This is a genomic window from Collinsella aerofaciens ATCC 25986 (genome assembly GCF_010509075.1).
In the GTDB taxonomy this organism is placed as follows: Bacteria; Actinomycetota; Coriobacteriia; order Coriobacteriales; family Coriobacteriaceae; genus Collinsella; species Collinsella aerofaciens.
In genome coordinates this window covers 1,814,095-1,839,580 of the sequence record NZ_CP048433.1, presented here as the reverse complement: position 1 = coordinate 1,839,580, position 25,486 = coordinate 1,814,095, and the positions used below count along the sequence as shown (strand labels likewise).

The 25,486-nt window shown below is 61.8% G+C and carries 15 protein-coding genes; 4 read left to right on the top strand and 11 right to left on the bottom strand.

Going from position 1 to position 25,486, the window contains the following annotated elements; translation table 11 throughout:
- Positions 1–26: 26 nt before the first annotated feature.
- Genes GXM19_RS08295 through GXM19_RS08285 form a run of 3 tightly spaced genes read right to left on the bottom strand, consistent with a single transcriptional unit; the run spans position 27 to position 3,354 of the window.
- Positions 27–1,232, bottom strand: coding sequence for an ABC transporter permease (locus tag GXM19_RS08295; protein ID WP_006235746.1), 1,206 nt, complete (start codon positions 1,230–1,232; stop codon positions 27–29).
- Complete coding sequence (locus GXM19_RS08290; protein ID WP_006235747.1) at positions 1,219–2,406, bottom strand: ABC transporter permease; 1,188 nt, start codon at positions 2,404–2,406, stop codon at positions 1,219–1,221. The genes GXM19_RS08295 and GXM19_RS08290 overlap by 14 nt, the downstream gene beginning before the upstream one ends.
- A 9-nt stretch (positions 2,407–2,415) precedes the next feature.
- Positions 2,416–3,354 (bottom strand): ABC transporter ATP-binding protein, encoded by a 939-nt coding sequence (locus GXM19_RS08285; protein ID WP_006235748.1) that lies wholly within the window; start codon positions 3,352–3,354, stop codon positions 2,416–2,418.
- Between the two features lie 198 nt (positions 3,355–3,552).
- Between GXM19_RS08285 and GXM19_RS08280 the strand changes: the two genes are divergently transcribed.
- A complete protein-coding gene (locus GXM19_RS08280) occupies positions 3,553–4,698 on the top strand; it encodes a sensor histidine kinase (RefSeq protein WP_006235749.1) in 1,146 nt (381 codons plus the stop codon).
- The gene (locus GXM19_RS08275; RefSeq protein WP_006235751.1) at positions 4,695–5,324 is read left to right on the top strand and encodes a response regulator; all 630 of its coding nucleotides are present in this window, start codon (positions 4,695–4,697) and stop codon (positions 5,322–5,324) included. The genes GXM19_RS08280 and GXM19_RS08275 overlap by 4 nt, the downstream gene beginning before the upstream one ends.
- Before the next feature lie 601 nt (positions 5,325–5,925).
- Here the strand turns inward: GXM19_RS08275 and GXM19_RS08270 are convergent.
- The 8 genes from GXM19_RS08270 to bilR form a co-directional block, all read right to left on the bottom strand.
- Complete coding sequence (locus tag GXM19_RS08270; RefSeq protein WP_006235752.1) at positions 5,926–13,224, bottom strand: Spy0128 family protein; 7,299 nt, start codon at positions 13,222–13,224, stop codon at positions 5,926–5,928.
- A 707-nt stretch (positions 13,225–13,931) separates the two neighbouring features.
- Positions 13,932–14,273, bottom strand: coding sequence for a 4Fe-4S dicluster domain-containing protein (locus GXM19_RS08265; protein ID WP_006235753.1), 342 nt, complete (start codon positions 14,271–14,273; stop codon positions 13,932–13,934).
- A gap of 7 nt (positions 14,274–14,280) precedes the next feature.
- Positions 14,281–15,369: a hydrogenase large subunit gene (locus GXM19_RS08260; protein ID WP_006235754.1), complete on the bottom strand. Its 1,089-nt coding sequence runs from the start codon at positions 15,367–15,369 to the stop codon at positions 14,281–14,283.
- Between the two features lie 5 nt (positions 15,370–15,374).
- Positions 15,375–16,091 carry an NADH-quinone oxidoreductase subunit C gene (locus GXM19_RS08255; protein ID WP_006235755.1) on the bottom strand — a complete coding sequence of 239 codons (717 nt, stop codon included), beginning with the start codon at positions 16,089–16,091 and terminating at the stop codon, positions 15,375–15,377.
- Positions 16,091–16,678 (bottom strand): NADH-quinone oxidoreductase subunit B family protein, encoded by a 588-nt coding sequence (locus GXM19_RS08250; RefSeq protein ID WP_006235756.1) that lies wholly within the window; start codon positions 16,676–16,678, stop codon positions 16,091–16,093. Before GXM19_RS08250 ends, GXM19_RS08255 begins: the two co-directional genes overlap by 1 nt.
- Before the next feature lie 12 nt (positions 16,679–16,690).
- Positions 16,691–19,573, bottom strand: a complete 2,883-nt coding sequence (locus GXM19_RS08245; RefSeq protein WP_006235757.1) for a proton-conducting transporter transmembrane domain-containing protein — start codon at positions 19,571–19,573, stop codon at positions 16,691–16,693.
- Between the two features lie 181 nt (positions 19,574–19,754).
- Positions 19,755–20,150 (bottom strand): helix-turn-helix domain-containing protein, encoded by a 396-nt coding sequence (locus GXM19_RS08240; RefSeq protein ID WP_006235758.1) that lies wholly within the window; start codon positions 20,148–20,150, stop codon positions 19,755–19,757.
- A 448-nt stretch (positions 20,151–20,598) separates the two neighbouring features.
- The gene (gene bilR / locus GXM19_RS08235) at positions 20,599–22,629 is read right to left on the bottom strand and encodes a bilirubin reductase, long form (protein ID WP_040359676.1); all 2,031 of its coding nucleotides are present in this window, start codon (positions 22,627–22,629) and stop codon (positions 20,599–20,601) included.
- A 1,028-nt stretch (positions 22,630–23,657) separates the two neighbouring features.
- On the opposite strand from bilR, the gene GXM19_RS08230 reads away from it, so the two are divergent.
- Together GXM19_RS08230 and GXM19_RS08225 are read left to right on the top strand one after the other, a co-directional pair.
- Positions 23,658–24,815, top strand: coding sequence for an IS110 family RNA-guided transposase (locus tag GXM19_RS08230; RefSeq protein ID WP_225093533.1), 1,158 nt, complete (start codon positions 23,658–23,660; stop codon positions 24,813–24,815).
- A gap of 226 nt (positions 24,816–25,041) precedes the next feature.
- Positions 25,042–25,482, top strand: a complete 441-nt coding sequence (locus GXM19_RS08225) for a hypothetical protein (RefSeq protein ID WP_006235761.1) — start codon at positions 25,042–25,044, stop codon at positions 25,480–25,482.
- Positions 25,483–25,486: the final 4 nt, after the last annotated feature.

The window sequence follows — 25,486 nt, the reverse complement described above, 5'->3', positions numbered from 1 at the left end:
TAAGTCTGTCCCCAATGAGTAGGTGTCTAGGCGTGGGATTTGTTGTGGGCGAGGGCTAGGCCTACGGCGGCGATGGCCGCGGCAAAGAGCACTGTGACGCCCAGATCGCAAGCGATGTCGCCCAGCACGGTGGACGTCAGGTCCGCGGCGAGCGCCTTGCCAATCGCGTCGTTCACCCAATACGTCGGCACAAAATGCGCCGCGGTCTGCACGGCTGGGCCCATCAGCGACAGCGGCATCCAGGCGCCGCCCAAAAACGTCATGAGCATGCCGAGCAGGTTGCCCACACCGTTGAGCAGCTCCTCACGCGCACCCAGGCTCGAAAGGGCAAAGCCAACGGCCAGAGGCGTGCACGCCAGGGCAAACGTCGCCGCCAGCGCCAGGCACACACGACCCACGCCGACCTCGGCAACCGCGCCGGCAAAGCCCACGACGCCCATCATGCTCGACACAAACCAGATGCAGACGGTGATCACAGTGGCGGCCGCAAACACGGCGAGCGAACGCCGGCGCTCGGAGATTGGGCCGGCATCCATACGACGCACGCGCTCGGGCTCGTTCATGCCCGAGAACACCAGCCCCACCGATACGATGACCGACGAGATAATCGCGTACGCGCCAAAGTTGAAATACGACTTGAGCATGGCGGCGGCAGTCGAACCAACCTTGACCTGCTCAATCTGGACCTCGGCGCGCTTGGCGGCGGCATGCTCGGCGGCCTTGGCGACGCTACCATTAGAGGCGGCGGGCTCTAGGGCCGCTGCAGCGCCCGCGAGCGAAATCCAGCGCGAGGCCTCAGCAGACGAAAGCGCCGCCGCCATGGTGCCGGCACCGTAGGTCACATCGAGCTTGGGCAGGGCCTCCCCCGCGCGGGCGGCCGCGACCAGGTCGTTCTCAAACCCCTCCGGGATAAAGAACACGCAGTCGGCGCTACCCTTGGCGCTGTTGCTCTTGGAGAGCGCGTCCGCAAGATCGTAGGTATCGTCGCCGACGCCCGTGACCAACTCAAAGCGCGACCCCAGGTGCTTGGTGAGCGCATGCGAAAGGTCGCTGTCGTCGCGGTCGACCACGATCACGTTGGCATCGTAGGGCTCGTACTCGGTGAGCTGCGACGAGTTCCAGCTCACCGATGCCGCGATGAATACGCCCATGAGCGAGATGAACACCGTATAGATGAGCAGGTAGAACGGGTGCGCCAGCGCCATGCGAAGCGCAGTCTTAAAGGTGCTCATAGCGGCTCCTTCCAAAGGTCAGCGTGGCGGCGGCAACGAACAGCAGCGCCATAAGGACCAGCGCGCCGGCGCGAACGACAAAGGGGCCCAGGTTCTCAAAGAAATACAGGCGGTTGAACATGTCGCAGATGAGCTTGACGGGGTTGAGCCAGCACTCGGCCGGGCAGGCGCGGGCGACGTCGTCGGCAAGCGCCATCGCCGGCTCGCCGTAGAGGCCGGCGAACAGGGCGCACGTGGTAGCAAAGCCCGTGAGGATGCCGGACTTGGACGCCTTGCCGCCCTTAACGGGAAGCGTGCCCACAAAAAGGCCCAAGCCCGTGGCGGCAAGCGCGGAAGCGGCGCCACCCACCAGACACAGCCCCTCGCGCCCGCCAAAGTCGACGCCCACGACCAGGCGCACGTAGCCGATCGCGATCGTCATCGAGGCAAAGGAGACCAGCCACGAGCCGACAAAGATGCCGGTCAGCGATGCCGTCTTGGAAAGACCGCCCACACAGCGACGTGCGCCAAGGCCCGACAGATTGGGCTGCAGGTCGACGACGCTCAAGGCGGCAAACTCCGCAGACATCATCGCGACCAGGCCAAAAAGCGCGTAATAGTAGACGACCGTGCCATCGGGCGTGGTGCGTGTCAGGCTTACGCGGCGGGTACCGCCCTCGAGCGATAGAGCGCGCGCAACCGCCTCCGGGTCGGCGAGCGCCGCCGGGTTGTCCTGGGCAATCTGGGACATGAGCTCGGCATTTTGCGTATATGAGCTCGCCACCGTCTCCAGAATGCTGCGGTCGGTGAGCACCGACGTGGCGCGCGAACTGTCGTAGCTCGAGAGCAGCGTGAGCTTGGGCGCGCCCGTGGCATCGACCGTGTAGATGCCCGCGACCTCGCCCGCCTTGAGCGCGCGGCTTGCGTCGGCCGCGTCCTCGCACTCGTGAATCTCGAGCAGCTGGTCGTCGCCCTCCTTGGCAAGCGAGGTCACCACGTCCTTAAAGGACGAAGCGCCCCAGGCTTCGTCAGCGACAACGGCTACCGGCACCGGGTCGACCTTGCCGTCGGAGCTGAGGTTCGCAAACATAAACACGAACATCGTGGAAAGCGCAATGGGAAAGATCGCTCCCCAGACCCAGGTGCTCGGTCGACGCAATAGCGTCTTGAGTGTGGTGATGATGGTATTGAACATGGCCACCCCCTAGTCGCGCAGCTCGCGGCCGGTGATCTCGAGGAACACGCCGTTGAGGGTCGGCGGCTCACTCCACACGCGGCCTAGCGCCACGTCGGCGGCGCGCAGCGTGTCGAGAATGTCGACCAAATTGTGCGGACTCGCTTCGCAGGTGCAGACGAGCTCGCCGCCGGACAGCTCAACGCTGAGCACGTGCTCGAGGGCGCGCAGTCGCTCGACCGTGGCGGTCTCGACGTCGCCGACCTCGACGGTCACGCGCTCGCCCATCTGAATCATGCGCTTGAGCTCGTCGTTGGTGCCCTGCGCCAGTACGCGCCCGCCGTCCATGATCATGATGCGGCTGCAGATCTGCTCGACTTCCTCCATGCAATGGCTGGTATACACCACCGTGGCGCCCTCGTCGCGCAGACGGCAGATGCCCTCTAGGATGGCGTTACGGCTCTGCGGGTCGACCGCCACCGTGGGCTCGTCAAAAAAGATGAGCTCGGGCTTGTGCGCGATGCCGCAGGCAATGTTGAGGCGGCGCGCCAGGCCGCCCGAGAGCTTGCCGGGGCGAAACTTGGTAAAGTCGCCCAGGCCGACAAAGTCGATCGCCTCGTCCACGAGCGCGCGGCGGCACTTGCGGTCGTTGACGTACAGACTACAGAAATAGTCGATGTTCTCGCGCACAGTGAGCTCGTCGAACACCGCCACCTGCTGCGGCACTACGCCGATGCGTCGCTTGAGGTCGTAGCGGGTGGGCGTCATGGGCTCGCCGAACAGCTCGATGGTGCCCTTGTCGTAGGTGAGCAGCTGCAGGATGCAGTTGATGGACGTGGTCTTGCCTGAGCCGTTGGGGCCGAGCAGACCAAAGATCTCGCCAGGGGCGATATGCAGGTTAAAGTGGTCGAGCGCAATAAGATCGTCGTAGCGCTTGACGAGGTTTTCGACGTGGACGATGTCAGTCATGAGGCGGCCCTTCTGTTGATCGCGGCCCGGTACGATTGCATCATCGCAGGAGCAGGCGGCGCGCACCAGTGAGCTTTGTCACGAGTGCGGGGGCCTGGTCGCGCGGACCGCCGACACCACCGTTTCGCCGCACGGGAGGAATGTCACGGTTGCGCAGGCGGCCTCTCCCCCGCGCGCGGCATCGCGTACAATACCCGTATGAACAGGCTTTTCGACAAATCGATCGTGCTGGCGTGCTGCATTGCGGCCGCTATGGGCCTTGCTGTGGACGCGCGCCTGGTCGCGGCGTTTTGCCTTGGCGTTATCGCCACCTCGCTGGCCGAGGTCGCACAGGGAGAACGCACGCGCCGTGTAAGCGAGACCGCGAGTTACGCTTACATCATCGCGGCTGTCTTCGTGCCGCCGTTTGTGCCGTTTGCGCCCCTCGCCCTCTATGACATTGCGCGGCGGGTGCGCCGTGAGCATGTCTGGCCTGCGCTGGGTGTGGCCACCATTTTTGCCTTCGTACTCGCTGCGGATTTCCGCGCCGGCATGCTTCCCGCCCGAGCGCTCCTGCTGACCGCTATCCTTTCAGTTGCCGCCACCTTGCTATCGCTACGTACCGCCCAGTTAGAGCGCGAGCAGCAGCGCATGCGCCGTACCCGCGATGAGCTGCAGGAACGAGCCCTCGCGCTCGAGGCGCGCAACCGCGATCTAGCTGACCGCCAGGACTACGAAGTCGAGCTCGCGACGCTCGCCGAACGCGCCCGCATCGCGCGCGAGATCCACGACAATGTGGGCCACCAGCTCACGCGCGCCTCGCTGCAAGCCGAAGCACTGCGCGTGGTCCACGCCGACGAGCCCGGCGTCGCCGCCGATTTCGCCGACGTTAAACGCACGGTTGACGAGGCGCTCCAGCTTGTGCGCACCAGCGTCCATGCGCTCAACGACAACGCTGTCGACCTTTCCGTGCAGCTCGAACGCATTGTTGAAGGCGCGCGCTCGGACGGCGGCCCGCAGATTGAGCTTGAAGTTATGGCCGAACATGCACCCGCAAACGTCGCCAACTGCTTTGCGGCGGTCCTGCGCGAGGCGCTCTCCAACACCATGCGCCACGCTTGCGCCCAGACCGTCACTGTACGATGCATGGAGCATCCGTCGTTTTACCAGCTCATCGTTACCGACGATGGCGCGGGCGGGGTCCAGGCAAGCGGCCGCGGCGCCGCGGCGGGCATGGGACTCGCCTCCATGCGCGAGCGCATCGAGGCGCTTGGCGGCACCTTCACCGCCGGCCCGCGTGCCGGCGCCGGCGGCTGGCGCGTGTTTGCCACCGTTCCCAAACAGCAAGGAGATGAGGACCGATGAGGCTCATCGTTGTCGACGACGACCGCCTGGTGGTCGATTCGCTCAAGATTATCCTGGGCGCCCAGCCGCAGATCGAGGTGGTGGGCACCGGCGCCAATGGCGACGATGCGGTGACGCTCTACGCCGAACACGCGCCCGATATCGCACTGCTCGACATTCAGATGCCGGGGCGTGACGGACTTTCGGCGGCACGCGAGATCCTTGAGCGCGACCCTTCGGCGCGCGTGGTGTTTCTGACGACATTCTCGGATGACGAGTACATTGTGTCGGCGCTCAAACTGGGTGCCCGCGGCTACCTGATCAAGACCGATGTCGCCGCCATTCCGCCGGCGTTGGCGCAGGTCATGGACGGTAAACGCATACTCGAGGGCAAGGCGATCGAGGACATCGACTTTGACGGAACGGGCGTCGAAGCGGGCACGCCCCGCCGGCCCGCAGCCTTCGCCAGCCTGACCGACCGCGAGTTCGAAGTCGCCGAGCTCATCGCCCGCGGCCTCGACAACAAGGAGATCGCCGCCACCGCCTACATGGGCGAAGGCACCGTGCGCAACCACATCAGCTCGATCCTTGCCAAAATGGGCCTACGCAACCGCACACAGATCGCCATTGCCTACCTGCGAGGGTAATTACCCAACGGCCGACCACCCCGGCATAGCAAAATGGCTGTCACCGATTTAATACCATTTCAAAACTATGCCGGATTACGGGGCTAAACCCAGGAACCCCGTCCATACTTGCGTTTTTCGAAAAATGACGGCTCATCTACCTGCGGTTTTATTCTTGCAACTATCGGCATGGTTGGGGGTTCGCGATTCGGCCCCGTAAACCGACATAGTTTTGGAACAGTGGGGTCACATACCGACGCCCCGCAAGCCGTACAGAGCCAAAAATGATCCGTTTTCTTCCGCCCGCGGAGATCGGCTGACGGCGCCCGCCACGAAATGGGCCCATCTACTACGCTTGACTCGATACCCCCGACCATAACCGCGTTTCATGAAAAATCGCAGGCGTTTTACCTGCGGTTTTGTTTTCGCGCATTTTGGCATGGTTGGGGGTAAGGGGCTAAACGTAGTAGATGGGCCGGTTTCGTGGCGCCCCCGGCACACAAAAGTGCCGCCACGGAGAAGGGAGATGTCTCCGTGGCGGCTGGGGGTGGGGTGGGGGCTATATTTTTGGCTTTTCGCCAAGCGGCCCGGGACCTTTTGGCCCCGGGCGCTGTCAGCGCGCCTAGCACTTACGGATACCCCAGACTAGGGCTCCGACGCCGGCCATGGCGATAACAAACGCCATGAGCAGTGCGGCAGCCTGCTGGTCGCCCGTAGTAGGCAGGAAGCCCTTGACCGTCTTGACGATGTTCGTCACCGTCTTGGGCGTGCCGGGATCGGGCGCCGGCACGGGCGTCTCGGGCTTCTTGTACGTGTTGTTGAACACGATACCCTCGACGCTCTTGTCGCCCTTGGCAAAGGCGACGTTCGCCTTGAGGTTGCCCTCGCCGTCATCGACCACGTTGACGGTCGCGGTAAAGACGGACTTGTCGTAGTTCATACCAGCCTCGTCGCCCTTGACCTCGCTGATGGTGTAGACGTACGTACCGGGCTCGTCGTACTCGAGCTTGTCGAAGTTGATCTTGCCGTCGGCGTCGTTGGTAACGGTGGACTCGACGTCCTCGCCAACGAGCTTAAAGCTAAACTCGTCCTTCTTGAGCTCGCGTCCCTCGAGCACCTTGATGGCACCGATGGAGACCTGGGTAGGCATGGCGTGATACTTGTTGGTAAAGCCAGCCGACTCGGTGGTTCCCTCGAGCTTGTGCGTCGCGGTCAGCGTACCGTCACCGTTGTCGGAGACGGTGGTCACGACGGTGTAGGTCGCGCCGTCATAGGTGACGCCCTTGTACAGGCCGAGCGCGTTGGGGCAAGCCTCGCGCAGCGTGTACGTGTGCGTGCCGGGCGCCTCGTAGCGGATCGGGCTCAGCGCAACGTTACCGTCGACGTCATTGGTGCCGCTCGCGACGACCACGCCGTCCTCGAGCAGCTCAAACGTGAACTCGCCAGCTGCAAGGTCGCGTCCGGTCAGACGCTTGACCGTCTTGACCTGATCGGTCACGGAAGAATCGGTAGGCGCCACGCCGTAGGTGTTGGTGAACGTGAAGCCTGCACCGTCGCCGCCTTCGCGCACGACACCCAGGTATCCGGTACCGTCGTCAGTCACGGTGTAGGAAACCTTGCGCGTGGCGTTGGCGTCGTTGGTCACGCCAGGGGCGCTACCGGACTCGGTCACCGTGTAGGTAAAGGTGTGCGAGCGCGGAGCGGTGGAGGCTGCGGGCTCGGACTCGTCGTTGGACTCGTCGGTGTCAGCAGCGTCGGCGTCAACCTCGACCTCGTCGGCGTTAGCCTCGGCGTCGTTCGATGCGTCGTCAGAAGCATCGTTCGTCACGCCCAGGGCGCGGTTGAGGTCCTCAAGCGTAAAGTGGATCTTGCCAAAGTCCACGTTGCCGGCCGCGTCGTTGGTTGCGGTCGTGCGCTCGGGCATCGGGGCGCCAGCCTCGTCAGCGGTCACGGTAAAGGTGAACTTGCCCGTGATGTCAGCCGGGGTCAGACCCTCGGCAGCCTGGAGCTTCTTGGTGCCGGTGAGTGCGGCATCCACGGCCTCGGCGCCGTAGACGTTTTCGAACAGGGGCTCGACGCCGTCATAGACGGGCGTCGCCGTCAGGGTACCGTCACCGTTGTCGACGACGATAACCTTAAAGCTAAAGCTCGGCGTTGCGGCCGTGATGCCCTTGGCCGCGAGCGGGGATGTGTACTCGAAAGCCGTGTAGTTGATGGTCCACGCAAGCTTGGCATCCGTGTCGGTGCGGATGGCGCGGCCGGCGTTTACCAGATCGGCGAGCATCTCAGTGGTGTAATGCAGCGTGCCAAAACTCACCTGGCCGTTAAGGTTGGTAACGCACATGCCATCGATGGCTTCTGTCTCACCTGCATAGGCGATACCAAAGTAGAACTCGCCGTCGACCATCGGACGACCGGCCAGGGTCTTGGTGGCGACGACCTGAGCGACGGTGCCACCATGCGTGTCGGTCGTAGCGCTGTAGCTATTGCGGAACGGGACCAGGGCACTCTCGACCTTGTTCTCACCGCTCTTGTGGACCGTCGTATGCATACCCTCGGGACCGCCGGAGACGGTCGTCGTGGCGGTAAGCGTACCGGCACCGTCATCGGCGACTGCGATCGTCACGGTACGCACGGCGTCGTCGTAGGTGTAACCGGGCTTGCCGTCATTCTTCTCGGCTACGGTGTACGTGAAGGTCTTGCCGGCGTCGGCCTGCGTAAACTTGACCTCATGGCCAGCCAGAATGTCAATCAGACCGACCGTCGCCTCTGCCGTTGCAGGGGACTTGAAGTTGTTGGCTCCGGGCAGCAGGCCAAGCGCGTTGGCCGAAGCCTCTTCGGCGGGCGTCACGGTAAAGGTGAACTGACCCTCAGTCATGGGACGTCCGGAGAGGCTCTTGCTGAGCTTGAGGCCGCCGGCCGCGGTGTAGTTAAGCTCAGTGCGGTACGTGTTGGTGAAGCGTCCGTTTTCCTTCTTGGTGACATTGGCGATCAGCTTGCCCTCGCCGTCCTCAGTCACGGTCACCTCGGCGGTCGCGGCGTGCTCGTCATACGTCATGCCGGCCGCGTTGCCCGCGTTCTCGCGGATCTCGTACTTATAGGTTCCGGCAGCCGTGTAGCGGATCTTGCCGAACTTGATGGCGGCGATACCGTCCTTCGCGTCGTGCGTGCCCACGGTTACGGTTGCGGGATCGGGCAGCGGGGTGCCCTCGGCGGCAGTGATGGTAAAGCTGAACTTGTCCGCATCCGTCCAGTCGCGGCCGTCAATGGCCTTGCTCAGGTCAAAGTCGAGCTCTGCATCGAGCGGGATCACACTGTAGGTATTCTTGAACTCGGCGGGTTCGTCGCCCTTCAGGACATGCTTCGCCTCGAGCGTGCCGTCGCCGTTGTCGGTAATGGTGGTCTCGATGGTGTATTCGGCGGTGCTGTAAGTGATGCCCTTGCTGGTGGTTCCGCCGTTGACCTCGCGCAGCGTGTAAGTGTGCTCGCCAGCCTCGGTGTACTTCACGGCGCTCATCGTGATCTTGCCGTCGGCAGCGTTGGTGCCGGTGGCGACGACATCGTTACCCTCGACGAGCTCGAAGGAGAACTCGCCGGCAGCAAGCTCGCGGCCGTCCAGAACCTTGGTCGCGGTGATCTGGTCGGTGACGCTGAACTCACCAGGATTCGGCTTGTAGCTGTTGCTGAACTTCGCCTCGTCGTCGCCCTTCAGGACATGCTTCGCCTCGAGCGTGCCGTCGCCCTTGTCGGTGATGGTCGTCTCGATGGTGTAGGTCTTGCCATCGTAGGTGATGCCGTTGCCGGCGTCGCCCGGGACCTCGCGCAGCGTGTAGGTGTGCTTGCCGGGCTCGTTGTAGGTGATCTCGCTCATCGTAATCTTGCCGTCGGTAGCGTTGGTGCCCCTAGCGACAACCTCGTTGCCCTCGACGAGCTCGAAGGAGAACTCGCCCTCAGTCATGTCGCGCCCGGTCAGGTACTTGGTCGCCTTGATCTTGTCGGTAACGCTGGAATCCTTGGGCGTCACGTTATAGGCGTTCTCAAAGGTCGCCTTCTCGTCGTTCTGCAGCTTGTGCTCCACGCTGAGGGTGCCGTCTCCGTTGTCCTTGACGATGGTCACGATGGTGTACTCAGCGGTGCTGTAAGTAATGCCGTTTTCGGTGGTGCCGGCCTTGGTCTCGCGCAGCGTGTAAGTGTGCTCGCCAGCCGCGGTGTAGGTGACGGAATCCATCACGATCTTGCCGTCAGCATTGTTGGTGCCGGTGGCGACCACGCTATTGCCCTCCACGAGCTCGAAACGGAACTCGCCAGCCCTGAGGTCGCGCCCGGTCAGTGACTTGGTCGCCTTGATCAGGTCGGTGACGCTGGAGTCCTTGGAGCCAGGCTTGTAGGAGTTGGTGAACTTCGCCTCGTCGGCGCCCTTCAGCTTGTGCTCTACACCGAGCGTGCCGTCGCCGTTGTCCTTGACGACGGTCTCGATGGTGTAGGTCGCGGCATCGTAGGTGATACCACCGACGTTGCCCCTGACCTCGCGCAGCGTGTAGGTGTGCTTGCCGGGCTTGTCGTAAGTGATTTTGTCCATGACAACCGTGCCGTCAGCGGCGTTCTTGCCGGTGGCGACGACCTTGTCGCCCTCGACGAGCTCGAAGGAGAACTCGCCTTCCTTGAGGTCGCGCCCGGTCAGGGACTTGCTCGCCTTGATCCGGTCGGTGACGCTGGAGTCCGTAGGCGTCAGGTTGTAGGCGTTCTTGAACTCGGCAACCTTGGCGTCCTTCAGGACATGCTCGGCCTTGAGGGTGCCGTCGCTGTTATCGGTGATGGTGGTCACGATGGTATAGGTCTTGCCGTCGTAAGATATACCGTTGCTGGCGGTTCCGCCGTTGACCTCGCGCAACGTGTAGGTGTGCTCGCCGGCCGCGGTGTACTCGATGGCACTCATCGTGATGTTGCCCTCGGCGTCATTGGTGCCGGTGGCGACAACATCGTCGCCCTCGACGAGCTCGAAGTTGAACTCGCCGTCCTTGAGGTCGCGGCCGTCCAGGACCTTGGTCGCGGTGATCTTATCGGTGACGCTGAAGCGCTTGGGAGTCAGATTGTAAGCGTTCTTGAACTCGATACTCTTGACGTCCTCGTCGCCCTTCAGCTCGTGCGTAGCCACCAGCTGGCCCTTGCTGTTATCGCTGATGGTCGTCACGATGGTGTAAACCGTGTTGTCGTAGTCAATACCACCGGCGTTGCCCTTAACTTCATGCAGCGTGTAGGTGTGCTGGCCGATCTCGGTGTACTCAATGGGGCTGAACGTCACCTTACCGTCGGCAGCGTTCTCAACGGTCTCGATAAGCTCGGAGTCCTCGCCCTTAACCTCGCGCAGCTCAAAGCTGAACTCGCCGGCTGTAAGGTCGCGCCCGGTCAGGACCTTGGTTACGTCAATCTTGTCGGTAACGCTGGACTCAACAGGATTCGTAGCGTAAGCGTTTTCGAACATGACCTTGCCCGAGGTCACCTTCACCTCAGCGCTGAGCTCACCTTTCTTGTTGGGCGTCACCGTCACGGTGATTTCCGCAACATTCTTGCTGTAGGCGATGCCGTCGACCGTGGTCCCGGCGTTCGTCTCGATAACCTTGTAGACATACGTACCGGGTTCGGTGTATTCGATCGTGCCGAAGTTAATGGCAGCCTTGCCCTTGTCCAGGTCAGCATTGGTCACGGACACAGCCACGGGCGCAGTCGCGGACTCGGGCATCGGGGCGTTGCCCTCGGACGTCAGCCTAAACTCAAACTTGTCCTCATCCGTCCAGTCGCGGCCCACGAGCACCTTGGTCAGGCCAAAGTCTGCCTTGGTATCCACCGTCGCCGGCGTCATGTTGTACGCAAAGCTAATCTTGCCGTTGTTACCCAGGTGAACGTCAACCTCCGTGGCGTTGTTGTTCCACTTGGGGTTGAGCACGTCGGTCACGGTGCCGGTGAGGTTACCGCCCACGCTCTCCTTGGTGGTGTGGAGCTCATCAATAAAGGCCAGACGTGCGGTCCCCTTGCTAAACGACAGGTTTCCACTCGCGTCGCGCACGACGGCGCCCTCAAAGTTCGCAGCGTCTTCACCGGCAAACTCAATAACAGCAGTACGGGATTCGGCCTTTCCGTCTGCGCCCAGCGCCTCAAACTCATCCTTGTAGTAATACTTGCTGCCGACAGGCAGCGAACCCGTTGCAGGCGTCGTGCAGTTCTTATCCGTGTAAATGGGGGTCTGCTTCTGGAAATAGTAATAGCGGTTGGTGTCGGCAGGCTCAAAGTTCGCGATCGTATCGCCCAGCGCGCCAGCGTTCCACTTGTTCGTGTAGAAGTTAACGGTCTTGGAACCGTTCTCCGCGGTGGTCGTATTGCTCTTGATGTAGTCCTCGAGCCCCTTTACGTTCTTGGGCGTAAAGAGGTTATCGAGCGCTTCTTTCTTAACGCTCGAGGTGTAGTTCACCTGGATGGGCTCAGTATTGTCGACCGTAAGAACACCATCGGTGATCTTAAAGTGGCGCAGCGGAATCAGCGACGCGGGGATCTTGACCGTCACGATATCGCCGTTCTGGGGCTTGCCCTCTTCGGCATGCTGAACGGTGATGACCAGGTTCGCAGCGGCACCAGAAAATGTGTAGGTGTCGACGTTACCCTCGGGCTTCTTTGACGGTTTTTCAAACGTCTCGCCGCCATACACGACGGACGTAAAGTTGTCGACCTGCATAAAGTCGCCCAGCTCATCGGTAAACGTGATGTAGCCGGACTTATGCTCGCCATAACCGCTGTGAACTTCTGTCGGGTAACCAGTTTGGATAATGCTTCCCGAGATCTCTTCGAAGATTTTCTCGAGCTCAGAGGCGCTGGTTGCCGACTTGTAGTAGTCGGAGTTTTCCGCACGCGTGCCATAGTCGATGACCCACTCGCCCCAGAAAGAGATGCTTGACGTGGCACCAGGATAGTTGCTCGACACAGCATGCATGAACTTGTTCACTTTGCTCGTGCCTTCAGCTGTGGGGTCGGCGCTGGGATTTGCTCCGCTAAAGATGCCAATAGTATAAATGTCGGCACCATTAGCTTTGAGGCTCTTGGCGCTAGCGATGGCGCTATCGGCAACACTTGCCTGGAATCCACTTGAACTCGTAGGTGAGCCATCGGTAAAGAACACAACAATCTTCTTGGCATCTGCACGACCAGAATTAATAGTAATGTTCTCGGCCAGCTCCAGACCATAGTCGGCTTGCGTGGAACCGGCAGGATTGATGTTGCCAACCGTGTCCTTGAGGCTATCCGCATCCTTGCCCTTGCAGGACGTCAGGTTCTTCATGGTCTGCGAGTAGTTGTAGGTGTACCGTCCATCACGATAAGTGTCGTTGCCGACCTTATCAGTCTTCTTCTTGCCCGCAAACTTTACGATGGCAACCCGATGCTGCTTGGACGCATCTGTAATGCTTTGGTTTTGCGCGGCGATGGCGTCAATAAAGGTATTGGCGGCCGTCTTTAGCGCATCGATGCGCTTTGTGTTGTCGCCCGTGCCCATAGGGTCGTCCATCGAGCCAGAAGCATCCAGCACCATCACGATGTCGAGCGGCTTGCCGGAAATCGTCGTATCGGATGTCGAAGAGATGGCAGACAGCGTGGTCAGGAAATCCGAATCCCCGCTCTCGACTGCCTTGACCGTCTTGTCGGTCCAGATTCGGCCGACGTTTTGAGTTGTTACTTCCTTTCCGTTATAGCCGCCGGCCCAGAACTTCCAGTAGTTGCTGGTGTCGGGGTCGACGACCTTTCCGGTCATTGTCGGTCCGTCCATTCCGGTGCTGGACCTGGCGTTGGCCTCGGGCAGCATGGCAAATGCTGCAGCCGGCAACACAAGCACTACGGCAAGTATCACCGCCAAGAGACCCCTCGTGTACTTACTCATCGCGTCTCCCTTCTCGCGGTCTCAGACCTTGCAACAGCCTAAAGTTACGAAATGAGACACAATTTGGGCAGGTGACACATGTTCCAGATTCCGTTTTGGGCGTGAGACAAATGTCTCACCAAAGTTGAGACACGGCATTTTCGCAGGAAAACGGGTGCGACTCGGAGCCATCAGGCAAAAATGATCCGCTTTCTTCCGTCCCCGGGGGATCAATTGGTGGTGCTCGCCTCAAAACTGGCCCATCTACTACGTTTGACCCGATACCCCTGACCATAACCGCGTTTCATGAAAAACCGCAGGCGTTCTACCTGCGGTTTTGTTTTTGCGTCGTTCGCCATGGTTGAGGGTGGCAGCCTAAACGTAGTAGATGGGCGCATTTCGTGGCAGACGGGCCACGTGGCAGCCCTCGCAAGGCCAAAATGATCCGTTTCCCTCTGTCCACGGGAGATCAAGGGCCGTTACGGATATGGTGCCATTTCAAAACTATGCCGGTTTACTACGATAAAAACGAGGTCGCCGATCACGCGCGACTTTTTCACAAAACTGCAAGCCGTCTACCTGCGGTTTTTGTTTTGCCAAATGCGGCGTGGTTGAGGGTAGGCGATTTATCGTAGTAAACCGGCATAGTTTTGTTCGCGGAGGCTTAGCCGCACGTTCACGCGCGGGGCCGGTGGGGCAATTTTGCCCCACCGGCCCCTATTCCAGTGCTATTCCAGCTTGGTTTCTACCGTGGGAGTCTTGTCCGCTGCGACCGGAGTGCGGGCGGTATCCATAGTCAGGCAGTGCTTGGGGCAGCTCTCGATGCACTCGCCGCATACCACGCAGGCATACGGGTCGATCGACCAGGTACCGCCCTTGCGATCGACCGCGAGCGCACCCGCCGGGCAACGCCGCGCGCACATGCCGCAGCAGATGCACACGTCCATGTCATTGACGATATGCCCGCGCAAGCGCTCGGGCGCCGCCAGCTTCTCCTGCGGATAGCACACCGTTACCGGCTGCTTGACCATAGAACCCAAGGCCGTCTTGGCAAATGTCAGTAAACTCATGCCGCGCCTACCTTTCCGTGCAGCTAATGCAGGGGTCGATGGTCAGGATAATCATGGGCACGTTGGCAAGGAGCACGCCCTGCAGCGCATGCGTCAGACCCGCCAGGTTTTGCGACGTCGGAGTGCGCACGCGGAAACGGTCCAGGTTCTTGGTGCCGTTGCCGCGCACATAGTAATACGCCTCGCCACGCGGCTGCTCAATCACAACCTCGCCGCGCGCGCCGTCAGCCGGCGTAAGCTTGGTACGCCCGCCGATACCGTCGTGCGGAATCTTGCCCACAAGCTCCCTGATGATGTCCATGGCCTGCGTGACCTCGGCACAACGCACCTGACAGCGGGCATAGCAGTCGCCGTCGGTGGCAACGATGGGCTCAAACGCAGCCAGATCCGCATAGGCGCCGTCACCGAACATGCGCGCGTCGTAGTCCACGCCCGAAGCGCGGCCAAACGGGCCGACCATCGAAAGCTCCAGCGCATCCTTCTTGCTGATCACGCCCACGCCATGCAGGCGCTCGCCGCAGCTATTGTCGTCCAAAAACGTATGCACCAGGGCCTCGTAGTCGGGGCGCATGGCGTCAAGCGTCTGGACAATCCCCGCCAGCTCGGAGTCCTCAATGTCGTGCTTAAGGCCGCCGATCTCGTTGATTGACAAAATCACGCGGCCGCCGCACGTGCTCTCAAAGATCTTGAGAATCTGCTCGCGCAGGGTCCACGAACGATAGAACAGCGCCTCAAAGCCAAAGGCATCGGCGAGCAGGCCCAGCCACAGCAGATGCGAGTGAATGCGCGAAAGCTCGTGCAAAATGGTGCGGATATACTGCGCGCGGCCGGGCACCTCGATGTCGAGCATGCGCTCGCAGGCGCTGGCATAGCCGTAGCTGTGGCCCACGGCGCAGATGCCGCAGATGCGCTCGGCGATGTAGCCAAACTGATGCATGTCGCGCCTTTCGGTTAGCTTCTCGAGCCCGCGGTGCACAAAGCCGATCTGCGGAATTGCCTCGATGACGCGGTCGTCCTCGATCACCAGGTCCAGATGAAGCGGCTCGGGCAGCACCGGGTGTTGCGGGCCAAACGGAATAACGGAGCGATGTGCCATGGACCTTACGCCTCCTTTTTCTGCTTGTCGCGGGCGGCCTTGGCAGCAAGCGCCGCGCGGACCTTGGCCGCTTTCTCGGGATCCATGGCGGCGAGCTTTGCCTCCATCTCGGCAGCCTTGAGCGCGGCCTTGGCAGCGGCATCGTCATGCTGAGCATCGGAGCCGGTAGCCGCAGCGGGCTGGGCGGCAACAGCGTTCGCAGCATCGCCGGCACCCGCGGCGCCCTCCCCCGCAGCAGCAGCGGCAGCGGCCTTCTCGGCCGCAGCCTTGCGCGCCTTAGCCTCTGCGGCGGCACGGACCTTCATGGCCTTCTCGCGCGCGGCCTTCACCTCGGGCGTGATAACGCTCATGGGCTCGGCCGTTGAGACCTGGTAGAAAAAGCCCTTAAAGTCGATCTGCATGTCGGTGATGGCAAGCCCAAACAGATCGTGTGCCTCGTTCTCAAACGGGAACACCGCCGGATAGTACGAGCTGATGGACGGAATCTCCTGGTACTGGTCGATGCCCTCGACCACCAGGTTCTCGATCGCATAGCTACCATCCTGAGCGATCTGCTCCTGTGCAGCACGAACGTTGATAAACGTATAGACCAGGCGATACGTGCCGTCGTCGACGTTGCGCTCGGCGTGCATTTGCACAAAGCGCGCGCCGACGCCCTTGAGCGCCTGGACATGCGACAGGAGCTCGTCGATCCCGACGGTGGTATAGATAGCCTTCTGCATTACTCAGCCTCCTTTGCAGCGGCGGGCGCGGCGGGCTTCCCGGCAGGCGCGCCACCGGCACCGTCAGCCCCGGCCCCCGCGGCCACAAACCCGTCCTCGCCCAACTCAACGCCACCGTCCCAGGTAGCGGCGCCGCCCACGGTGAGCGGGTCGCCGCCGGCGCGCATCACGGCCTCCTTCTGGTCCAGGATGCCGCACGCCTCCACGATGGCATCGATCACGGTCTCGGGGCGAATGGCGCACCCGGGCGCGTACACGTCCACGGGAATCGCGCGGTCCACGCCGCCGATTACGTTGTAGGCATCGCGGAATACGCCGCCCGAGCACGCGCAGATGCCGCACGCCACCACGCACTTGGGCTCGAGCATCTGGTTGTAGATCTGGCGCACGACGGGCAGGTTCTGGGCATTGACCGACCCCGTCACCAAAAAGATGTCCGCATGCTTGGGGTTGCCGGTGTTGACCACGCCAAAGCGCTCCGCATCGAACAGTGGCGTGAGCGAGGCCAGCACCTCGATATCGCATCCGTTGCAGCTCGAGCCGTCGTAATGAATAACCCACGGCGAGCGCGACATTTTATGATCCATGAATGCCGCCTCCTAAATAAACACGTCGACGAGGATGGGCATAAGGTTGAGCAGGCCAAACACCAGCGCCACGCCCCATCCGAGCTTAAAGCAGCTGCGCCAGGTGCTGCGTGCGAAGGTGTTGTCGATCAGCACCTCGACAAAATACGTCGCGGCCATCACGACCAGGGCTACGACCCAGCTCACCGGGTTGTCCCAAACAAAGAACATGCCCACCCACATCAAAAACAGCACGGTCTCGCACCAGTGCATAAGGGTCATCTTTGCCAGCGTGCCGCCGCTCATCTCGGTGGCGACGCCCTGAACGATCTCCTGATGCGCGTGATGCGAGTACGAAAGGTCAAACGGCGACTTGCGCAGCTTGATGGTGAGCACCGCGAGCAGCGCGAGGAAAATGGGCGCGCTGTACACGATGATGGGGGCCGACTGCCCCGTCACGGCGATGGAATCGAAGCTATCGGTGGCAAGGTACAGGCCCACGCTCATCAGCAAAACGGCGGGCTCGTAACTCATGACCTGCAGCAGCTCGCGGTCGGCGCCGACCTGGGCAAACGGGCTTTGCGTCGAGGCGGACGCCAACACCACAAAGATCGCGGCGAGCGTCACCATAAAAGCGCACAGCAGCGTGTTGGAGCCCGACACAAAGATGCCGCCGCCCACCACGGTAAAGATGAGCGCGCACGCCATGTAGGTATCGTCCATGGTGTTTACGCTGGCAGGAGCCTTGCGCAGCAGCTTGGCAACGTCGTAGAAGGGCTGCAGCAAGCGCGGGCCCACGCGGCCCTGCATGCGAGCCGAAAGCTTACGGTCAACGCCGTCGATCAGGCCGCCCACAAGCGGCGCCAACAGGGCAAACGCCACGGTGCCAATAAAGATGCCCACGACACCCGAACCTTCAAAATACTTACCGCGCAGCACCGAGGGCGCACTCATGGCAAGCCGCTCGGGCCCAATCCACGCGCAACACAGCAGCGCAAACAAGATAATGCTGCAGCACACGACACTACCCGCGGGGCCAATACGCTTCTCGCCAAGGGCGTCCTCCGAGTACCAATTGCGCTTTTCGGCCTTCACCTCGTGGCCCATCGAGCCGCGGAAATGACGGTAGTTGTCGGTTCCCACGCCCGAAAGATATACGTTTACGTGCGGCTTGTTGCTCACGCGGAATGAAGTCAGCAGCACCACGGCGATAAAAGCCACGATAACGACCATCAGATACATGGCATCCTTGCCGATAACGTACGGCACGCGGCCAAACACCATGGCCAAGTAAGGCGACACCAGACCGCTCGAGATAACCGGGAACGCCACGCAGCACAGAATCAGCAGCGCGGCGATGGTGTTGAGGGCCACCCATTCGGTCTTATGGACATTGACCTCAACGTTTTGAGCCGTGGGGTCGACGCCCGAAAGCTTGGCAAGCCACTTGCCCCAGAAGTAAAACGTCGCGGCCGAGCCAAAGGCAAGCACCATGATCATGAGCACGTTGCCGGTCTGGGCAAACGCCACCAGGGCGCCCCACTTGGACACGAGCATGCCAAACGGCGCCACAAACATGCCCATGATGCCCAGCATCATCAGGCGCGTCAGGTGCGGCATGCGGCTGAACATACCGTCCATGTCCTCGATATTGCGGCTGCCGATATGATGCTCGGCGGTGCCCACGCACAGGAACAGCAGCGACTTTGCCACCGTATGGAACAGGATCAGGAAGATGGCGGCCCACACGGCCTCGGGTGCGCCGACACCCAGGCAAGCACTGATGAGGCCCAAGTTGGAAATGGTGGAGTACGCGAGCACGCGCTTGGCGTTGCTCTGCGAGATGGCCATGAGGGCAGCGAGCAAAAACGTGATGGCACCCACACTCGTGACCATAAACCCGGTCACGGGATAGATGGCATAGAGCGGGCTCAGCTTGACCATCAGGAACACGCCGGCCTTGACCATGGTGGACGAGTGCAGCAGGGCGCTCGTGGGCGTGGGGGCGACCATGGCGCCAAGCAGCCAGGTATGGAACGGCATCTGTGCGGCCTTGGTGAGTGCGGCGAGCGACAGCAGGATGACCGGCATCACCAGCAGCGCGGATTGCGCGGTTCCGGCGCCGGAAAGCTCGATCATACCCGAGATGGTCAGCGGCATACCGTTAACGTGCAGGTACATGAGTCCGGCCAAAAACGCGATGCCGCCCAGCATGTTGAGGATGATCTGGGTGAAGGCGTTCTTGATGGCCTCGGGCGTGCGCGTATAGCCAATCATAAGGAACGAGCACACGGTGGTGATTTCCCAGCCGCAGAACAGCCACTCAAGGTTGTCGCTCGTCACGATAACGAACATGGCCGAGAGGAACAGGAACATGAGCGCCAGGAACTGCGGGCGACGGTCGGGCGCGGTCTGCCCGCGCAGCGCGGCCTCGTGCTCGTCATGGGCCTGGAAGTCCTTCATATAACCCAAGGCATACACGCAGATTAGGCTGCCGACGATGCCGACGGCGAGCACCATGATCACGCTCATGTAGTCCAGGTAGAGCGGCGTTGCCGTGACGGCTTCGGCCGCGGGCAACGTCATGGCTGCAAAGGCGAGCGAGCCCACCAGCTGGACTATGCCGAGCACCGTGGTGAGCGCGTTCCTATATTTGTACGCGTTGTACAGGATTACGGCGCACAGGATGACGTCGATGACGGAGCTGATGATCGAGAGCACATGCGAGGTGCCGGGGGCAACCTCAAAGCTCTGCGGACCCGTGCCAAAAAACATGACGGCGACTACAACTGTCACCGCCATAATAATGCCGGAGCCTACAAGCCCCACCGCATCGCGGGCGCGGTCACCGCGCGCGAGCAGCATGCCCAGCGCCGGTACCAGCGGAAACAGGGTAAGGAAATACAGTAGCGTCATACCATCACTCCCCCGTGCAAAAACGCTGCAATTGTTTAACGTTATAGCTCAATTGAGGAGTAGCGGCGGCAGGTTTTCGGTCAACTGGGGAGTTTTAGGCGTACGAGGCAAGGAGCCTGTCCGCATTGGAGTAGAGGGGCGGCAAGAAAAATGCGCCCCTGTGGGCGCACCATCCCGTTTGCTATTCCGCCTTTTTAACGCGCGGCTTGCGACCGCGCGGCTTATCGACCAGTGCGGACTCACCGCTCTCGCGGTACTGACGGCACCAAGCCTTGACCGAAGACTCGCTGGGAATCTTGTGCTTGATCATGGCCTCGCGAACCGTCAAGCCGTTTTCCAGACGGTCCTTAACCACAGCGAGCTTTACGTCGTACGAATAGGTGTGATGATGCGAACCGGCATTGAGAACGGCGTCGGCACCGCCCACGGCATACGCGCGGGCCCACTGACGAGCCGTGGCCTGGGGAATGCCAAGCTCCGCAGCGAGGGCACGATGACCGACCCCCTCTTGGAGGATCTCGACGGCGCGCTGCCTAACCTCGGGCGCATGCGTGCGAGTCCTAGTTGCTTCCGACATACCTGCCACTTCTTAGCCTTAACCGTTAATCTGCTTTCTTACGTGCAAGTTAGATAGTAGCATTTTACTGTTTGCTCAAAGCAGTTAATTAAAATAGACGCGGCGTTATCTGGGCATTTGGCACCAAATTACGACATTTCTTTATCGATTATTTACGCTGGTAGCTGACTCGCAGCTAATCGTCATTCGCTTGTCAACAAAATTGGCATCTCTTTATGTCCTTTGGTATAGAAGATATAGTTATTAACCCCTCCCCCAATAATTTTGAGTAATCTGCAAGGCAGTAGACGTCCTCACTCCTCATGATTACCGCGCATTGCCATCCACCGGAGCAAAACAAAAGGGCGGGACCTGCTGCGCTTGCAGGCCCCGCACCGATTGACACCCGACGGGACGCAGTCGGGCGAGGCGGATCCGTGCTACCGCCCCGCCTGGCCGCGATGCTCAACTACAGCTCGTTGGCCGCGTGATACGCCGTGCGGATGGCGCTCGCAATGTCGGCGGTGCGCTCGCCCGAGCAGTCGCCCACGCAGGTCACGGGCACCGTCACGCCGTCCAGGTCAAACGCGTTGGCCTTGGAGCCCACGGCCATCACCACGTAATCGCAGGCGATATTTACCGGCTCCTCGGCGCCGTCCTCGGTGGTGCGCACGGCCTCCACGCCCTCGTCGGTAATGGCGGTCAGGCGGGTCTTCACGTGCTGCTCCACGTTGTGCTCGGCAAAGTCGCTCATAATCAGCGGCAGAATGGTCTCGGACTCGCCCGCGGCAATCTTGTCGAGCATCTCCACGATCGCCACCTCGCAGCCGTGCTGCAGCAGGTACTCGGCAGTCTCGGTGCCCACCAGGCCGCCGCCAATGACGGCGACGCGGCCCGTAAGCTCCACCTTGCCGGCCAGCACGTCCCAGCTCGAGACGACCTTGTCCGAGTCGGCACCCGGAACGGGGATGACCACGTCGTGCGCGCCCACGGCCACAATCGCGGCATCGGCGGCGTTGAGGTCCTCTGCCGTAGCGACGTGGCTGAGCTCAACCTTCACGCCCAGGCCAGGCAGAATCTTCTCGTAATACTCGACCGAGCGCATGATCTCGTCCTTGCGCGGAGGCGCAGCCGCCAGCACAATCTGGCCGCCCAGATGATCGCTCGCCTCGTAGACGGTCACGTCGTAGCCGCGCTTGGCCGCCACGCGCGCGGCCTCCAGGCCGGCGATGCCGCCGCCCACCACGGCGACCTTCTTGTCGCCCTCGCCCGGCTTGATGGCGATGGTCGCCTCGTCGCCGTTCTCGGCATTGAGCACGCACGAAATGTACTTGCGGTTTTGAATCGCATCGACGCAACCCTTGTTGCAGTTGAGGCACTCGCGGATGGGCTCACCCGTGGCGGCCTTCAGCGCAATGTCGGGGTCGCACATGAGCGAGCGGCCATAGGCGATGATGTCGGCGGCGCCGTCTTCCAGAATCTTCTCGCCGGCCTCGACCGAAACCACGCGGCCCACGGTTGCCACCGGCACGGAGACCAGGGCCTTGACGCGCTCGGCCACGGGCAGCGTCCAGTTGTAGGGCATGGCGCCCATGGGCGGAATGGTGTCGCCCATGTTGCCGGTGTGGTTGGCCTGTGCGACCTGGATCATATCGATGCCCGCGCCCTCGAGCAGCTTGGCGAACTCGCAGGCCTCGTCGGGCTGCAGGCCGCCCTTGCCGCGCGGCGTGCCGTCGGGGTTCTCCATGATCACGGGGAGCTTGTACTCCACCATCAGCTGCGGCGCGGCTTCCTTAATGGCAGCGACGACCTCCAGCGCGTAGCGAACGCGGTTCTCGAACGAGCCGCCGTACTCGTCGGTGCGCTGGTTGAGGATGGCCGAGCACAGCGAACCCACCAGACGATCGCCGTGGACCTCGATGGCGTCGATGCCGGCCTGCTGCGCACGGGCGGCCGAGGCAGCGATGGCCTCCTTGATCTGGGTGAGTTGCTCTACGCTCGCCTCGTTCACAAAGTGCTGCATGTCGTGATGCAGCTTGGCGTAGGCCTGGTTGCGGATCTCGTTGGACTCGGCCATCTTGGCGGCAAAGGTCTCCTCGTCGCCGGCGGCCTTGGCCTCCTGCGCGGCCTTGGCGGCAGCCATGGAGCCCATGACCATGCGGCCGACACCGGGCACATCGTACTCGGGGTGGAACAGCTGCAGCGCGACCTTGGCGCCGTGCTTGTGGACGGCATCGGCCAGCGCCTTAAACGTGGGGATCTGGGCGTCGGTTGCCAGCTTGGGCGTGGGGCTTGCGGTCATGACGGGAGCAACGTCGCCGATGACGATGTAGCTCACGCCGCCACGGGCCAAGCGCTCGTAAAAAGCCAGGCTGCGCTCGCCGATGGAACCGTCACGCTCCTCGTAGCCGGTGGTCAGCGGCGGAAACATAATGCGGTTCTTGAGCTCAAGGGGGCCAACCGTAATGGGCTGGAGCAGCTTGGATGCAGGTGTGGTCATGGACATTCCTCTCTTGTAGGCGCGGCGGCGATGATGCCGCGTAGTTGTCTAGAGGATATGGCATGGGAATACAACAGCGCAACGGAAATCGGCGGACAGCAGGTAGCGGCAGGTGGATGGGGATGGGCGGGGCGGCCCGTCGGTTCGTCTCAATCTGTAACAGTTACTCGGCAAAACCGGGTCTTACTGTTACAGATCGAGATATTCCCCTCGACCCAACCTCAACAATCTCAATCTGTAACAGCTAGACCCACTTTTGACCCCTACCTGTTACAGATCGAGACAAACCAAACCCGCCTGCTAGAAAATCTAAATCTATAACAACAACTCGGCAAAATCCGTCCCTCGTGTTACAGATTTAGACAAACACGACCCAACCCACCGGTATATCTCGATCTGTAACACCTAGCCGCCCAAATCGGGTCTAGATGTTACAGATCGAGATTTTGTTTGAGAGGCCGAGAATTGAACCGAAGAAACGATCCCGGAATAACAAAAAAGCTCGCCGACTAGGCCGACGAGCTGCAAGTTCTTGGTCGCGGGGGCAGGATTTGAACCTACGACCTCCGGGTTATGAGCCCTTTCCCGATGAGTAAAGCATATTATTCCGATTATAACGCTTGTGTTTCTTTTGTGGCTCTGACCTGCGGCTTTTAGTCAATCTCGATAAATCTCGCACAACCACGCGAAACCGCGTAGCCCTGCCGATTCCCCCCGATTTCCCCCATTTCCGTTCGCCCCGTCTAACAAATCCCCCATTACAGTCTGAAGTGGGCCACCGATAAATTTCGATGGCGAGCATTCGGCGCATTGCCTACGATACGGGCAAGCCCCGAGGGGCCGCCGATCGGGCGCCTCCGGATGGCCGTCTGCCCCTGCCCCGTAGAGGGCCCGGGGGGTGTTGCCACCGGGGGCGCTCGCCGCTCCGGACGACTGATAGGAAACTGCCGGGCGCAAGCGCCACGGCCAGGTAATGTGGGTGTCGCAGGGAGGGGTTCCGATCGGCCTACCGATTGGAGGATAACACCGTGGCACCACCTAGAATGCCGGAAGCCGTCATCGGGCTCGATGTCGGGAAATTGTCCCATTGGGCATGCGTCGCGACCCGGGACGGCGAGATACTGCTGAGCGCCCCCGTCGCGAACAGGGAGGGCGATCTGGACTCGCTGTTCGGCCGCTTCCCCGACGCGCTCGTGGTCGTCGACCAGTCGCGCAACATAGGCGCCCTCGCGCTCGCCCGCGCCAAGGCGGCCGGGATGTCGGCGGCGTACCTGCCGGGACTCGCGGCACACGGGGCCGCCAGGCTCTTCGCCGGCGACGCCAAGACCGACGAGCGGGACGCAATGGTCATCGCGAAGACGGCGCTGGGCATCCCCGACGCACTCCTGCCGGTCGGGGATCCGGGCCCGACGGTCGCGGCGGCGAGGGCGCTGGCCGCCCAGAGAAACTTCCTGACCTGCGAAAACACCAGGAGCAAGAACCGGCTGCGCAGCATCCTGCTGGAATCGTGCCCCGCCTTCGAGGCGTTGGTCGACCTGTCCGACGGTCCCCAGCTGAGGCTCATGGCATCCCTCGGCGGGGCCTGGTCGGTGGCCGACGCCGGGCCCCGCAGGGCGGCGGCGCTCACGCGCGGGGCGGCGCGCGGCAAGATCGAGGCCCTCGTCCGCTCGACGGCCTCCTCGACAAGGCCGGACGCGGCGGCCATCGCCGCCGAGGACCGGGCGGTGAGGCTGCTCGCGCGCAGGATCTCCGAGAACTCGGCGGAGATCGATGTGATCACGGCGGAGATATCCGCCCTCCTCGAGGGCGACGATACCTACCGATGCCTCCTGACGGTGCCGGGGATCGGCCCCAAAACCGCTTCCGAGCTCGCGATCTCCATAGATATCGAAGACTTCCCAAGCCACGACAGGCTCGCGTCGTACTGCGGCCTGGCGCCGCGCAACCGCCAGTCGGGGACCTCGATCTCCTCGGTGACGGCATCGCGCCAAGGCAACAAGAGGCTGAAGAACCTGCTCATATTCTCGTGCAACTGCCTTACCCGGACAGAGGGAAGATGGGGCGATTACTACGCTAGGTGCCGAGAGCGGGGCATGCCGCACGGCAAGGCGCTCAAGGCGCTGGCACGAAAGAGGCTGAAGGTCATCTACGCGATCATGCGGGACAGGGTGCCCTACGCCGCCTAGTCGAAGCGCTCCGAACAGATTGGAGCCCATCGGCCGAAAGGCCTGGCGTTAGCATGTCGCGATTCAATCTCGAAAACAGCATTGCCCAGTTGACAAAACTATAGGAACACCCCCCTGATACAATTCGCGCTAGAAGGGGGCTCCGAGCAGCCCCCTCGACACCGGGCCGCGCGGCCCCTCTTCCTCACCACGGGCCGCGCGGGATACGTGAGGGAAAAGGGAGGCCATGCCGAAGGTCACGGGCTGCGGCGAGATCGAGGAGATCGAGCGGGGCAAGGTCCACAGGATCAGGCACCATCTGGGTAAGGACCCCGCCACGAGGAAGTACATCCGCTCCCCGAAGAGGACGGTGCACGGCACCAAGTCGGACGTGAGGCGGGCGCTCGAGGAGTACCGCCGCGAGCTGGAGAGTGGGTTCGCCAACCCCGACAAGGTGACGGCGCCCGAGCTCGGGTGGAGGTGGCACGAGCAGCGCAAGCTCCTCAAGAACCTCTCGCCGCTCACGCACAAGACCGACGAGTGCGAGCTCAAGAAGGCGGAGCGGTGGTTCGCGGGAGTGCTCGTGAGCGACCTGTCGCTGCTCAACATGGTCTACGCGGACCCGCGCGAGGAGCACGGCATGTCGCAGCGCGGCGTCCACAAGCTCAACGCCGTCATGTTCAGGTGATGGA

Bases quoted from the DNA above. Each gene is read 5' to 3' on its own strand.
- GXM19_RS08265 (WP_006235753.1), bottom strand. From the start codon at position 14,273: ATGAGTTTACTGACATTTGCCAAGACGGCCTTGGGTTCTATGGTCAAG.
- GXM19_RS08255 (WP_006235755.1), bottom strand. From the start codon at position 16,091: ATGCAGAAGGCTATCTATACCACCGTCGGGATCGACGAGCTCCTGTCG.
- GXM19_RS08250 (WP_006235756.1), bottom strand. From the start codon at position 16,678: ATGGATCATAAAATGTCGCGCTCGCCGTGGGTTATTCATTACGACGGC.
- GXM19_RS08245 (WP_006235757.1), bottom strand. From the start codon at position 19,573: ATGACGCTACTGTATTTCCTTACCCTGTTTCCGCTGGTACCGGCGCTG.
- GXM19_RS08295 (WP_006235746.1), bottom strand. From the start codon at position 1,232: ATGAGCACCTTTAAGACTGCGCTTCGCATGGCGCTGGCGCACCCGTTC.
- GXM19_RS08270 (WP_006235752.1), bottom strand. From the start codon at position 13,224: ATGAGTAAGTACACGAGGGGTCTCTTGGCGGTGATACTTGCCGTAGTG.
- GXM19_RS08275 (WP_006235751.1), top strand. From the start codon at position 4,695: ATGAGGCTCATCGTTGTCGACGACGACCGCCTGGTGGTCGATTCGCTC.
- GXM19_RS08240 (WP_006235758.1), bottom strand. From the start codon at position 20,150: ATGTCGGAAGCAACTAGGACTCGCACGCATGCGCCCGAGGTTAGGCAG.
- GXM19_RS08260 (WP_006235754.1), bottom strand. From the start codon at position 15,369: ATGGCACATCGCTCCGTTATTCCGTTTGGCCCGCAACACCCGGTGCTG.
- GXM19_RS08225 (WP_006235761.1), top strand. From the start codon at position 25,042: ATGCCGAAGGTCACGGGCTGCGGCGAGATCGAGGAGATCGAGCGGGGC.
- GXM19_RS08280 (WP_006235749.1), top strand. From the start codon at position 3,553: ATGAACAGGCTTTTCGACAAATCGATCGTGCTGGCGTGCTGCATTGCG.
- GXM19_RS08290 (WP_006235747.1), bottom strand. From the start codon at position 2,406: ATGTTCAATACCATCATCACCACACTCAAGACGCTATTGCGTCGACCG.
- bilR (WP_040359676.1), bottom strand. From the start codon at position 22,629: ATGACCACACCTGCATCCAAGCTGCTCCAGCCCATTACGGTTGGCCCC.
- GXM19_RS08285 (WP_006235748.1), bottom strand. From the start codon at position 3,354: ATGACTGACATCGTCCACGTCGAAAACCTCGTCAAGCGCTACGACGAT.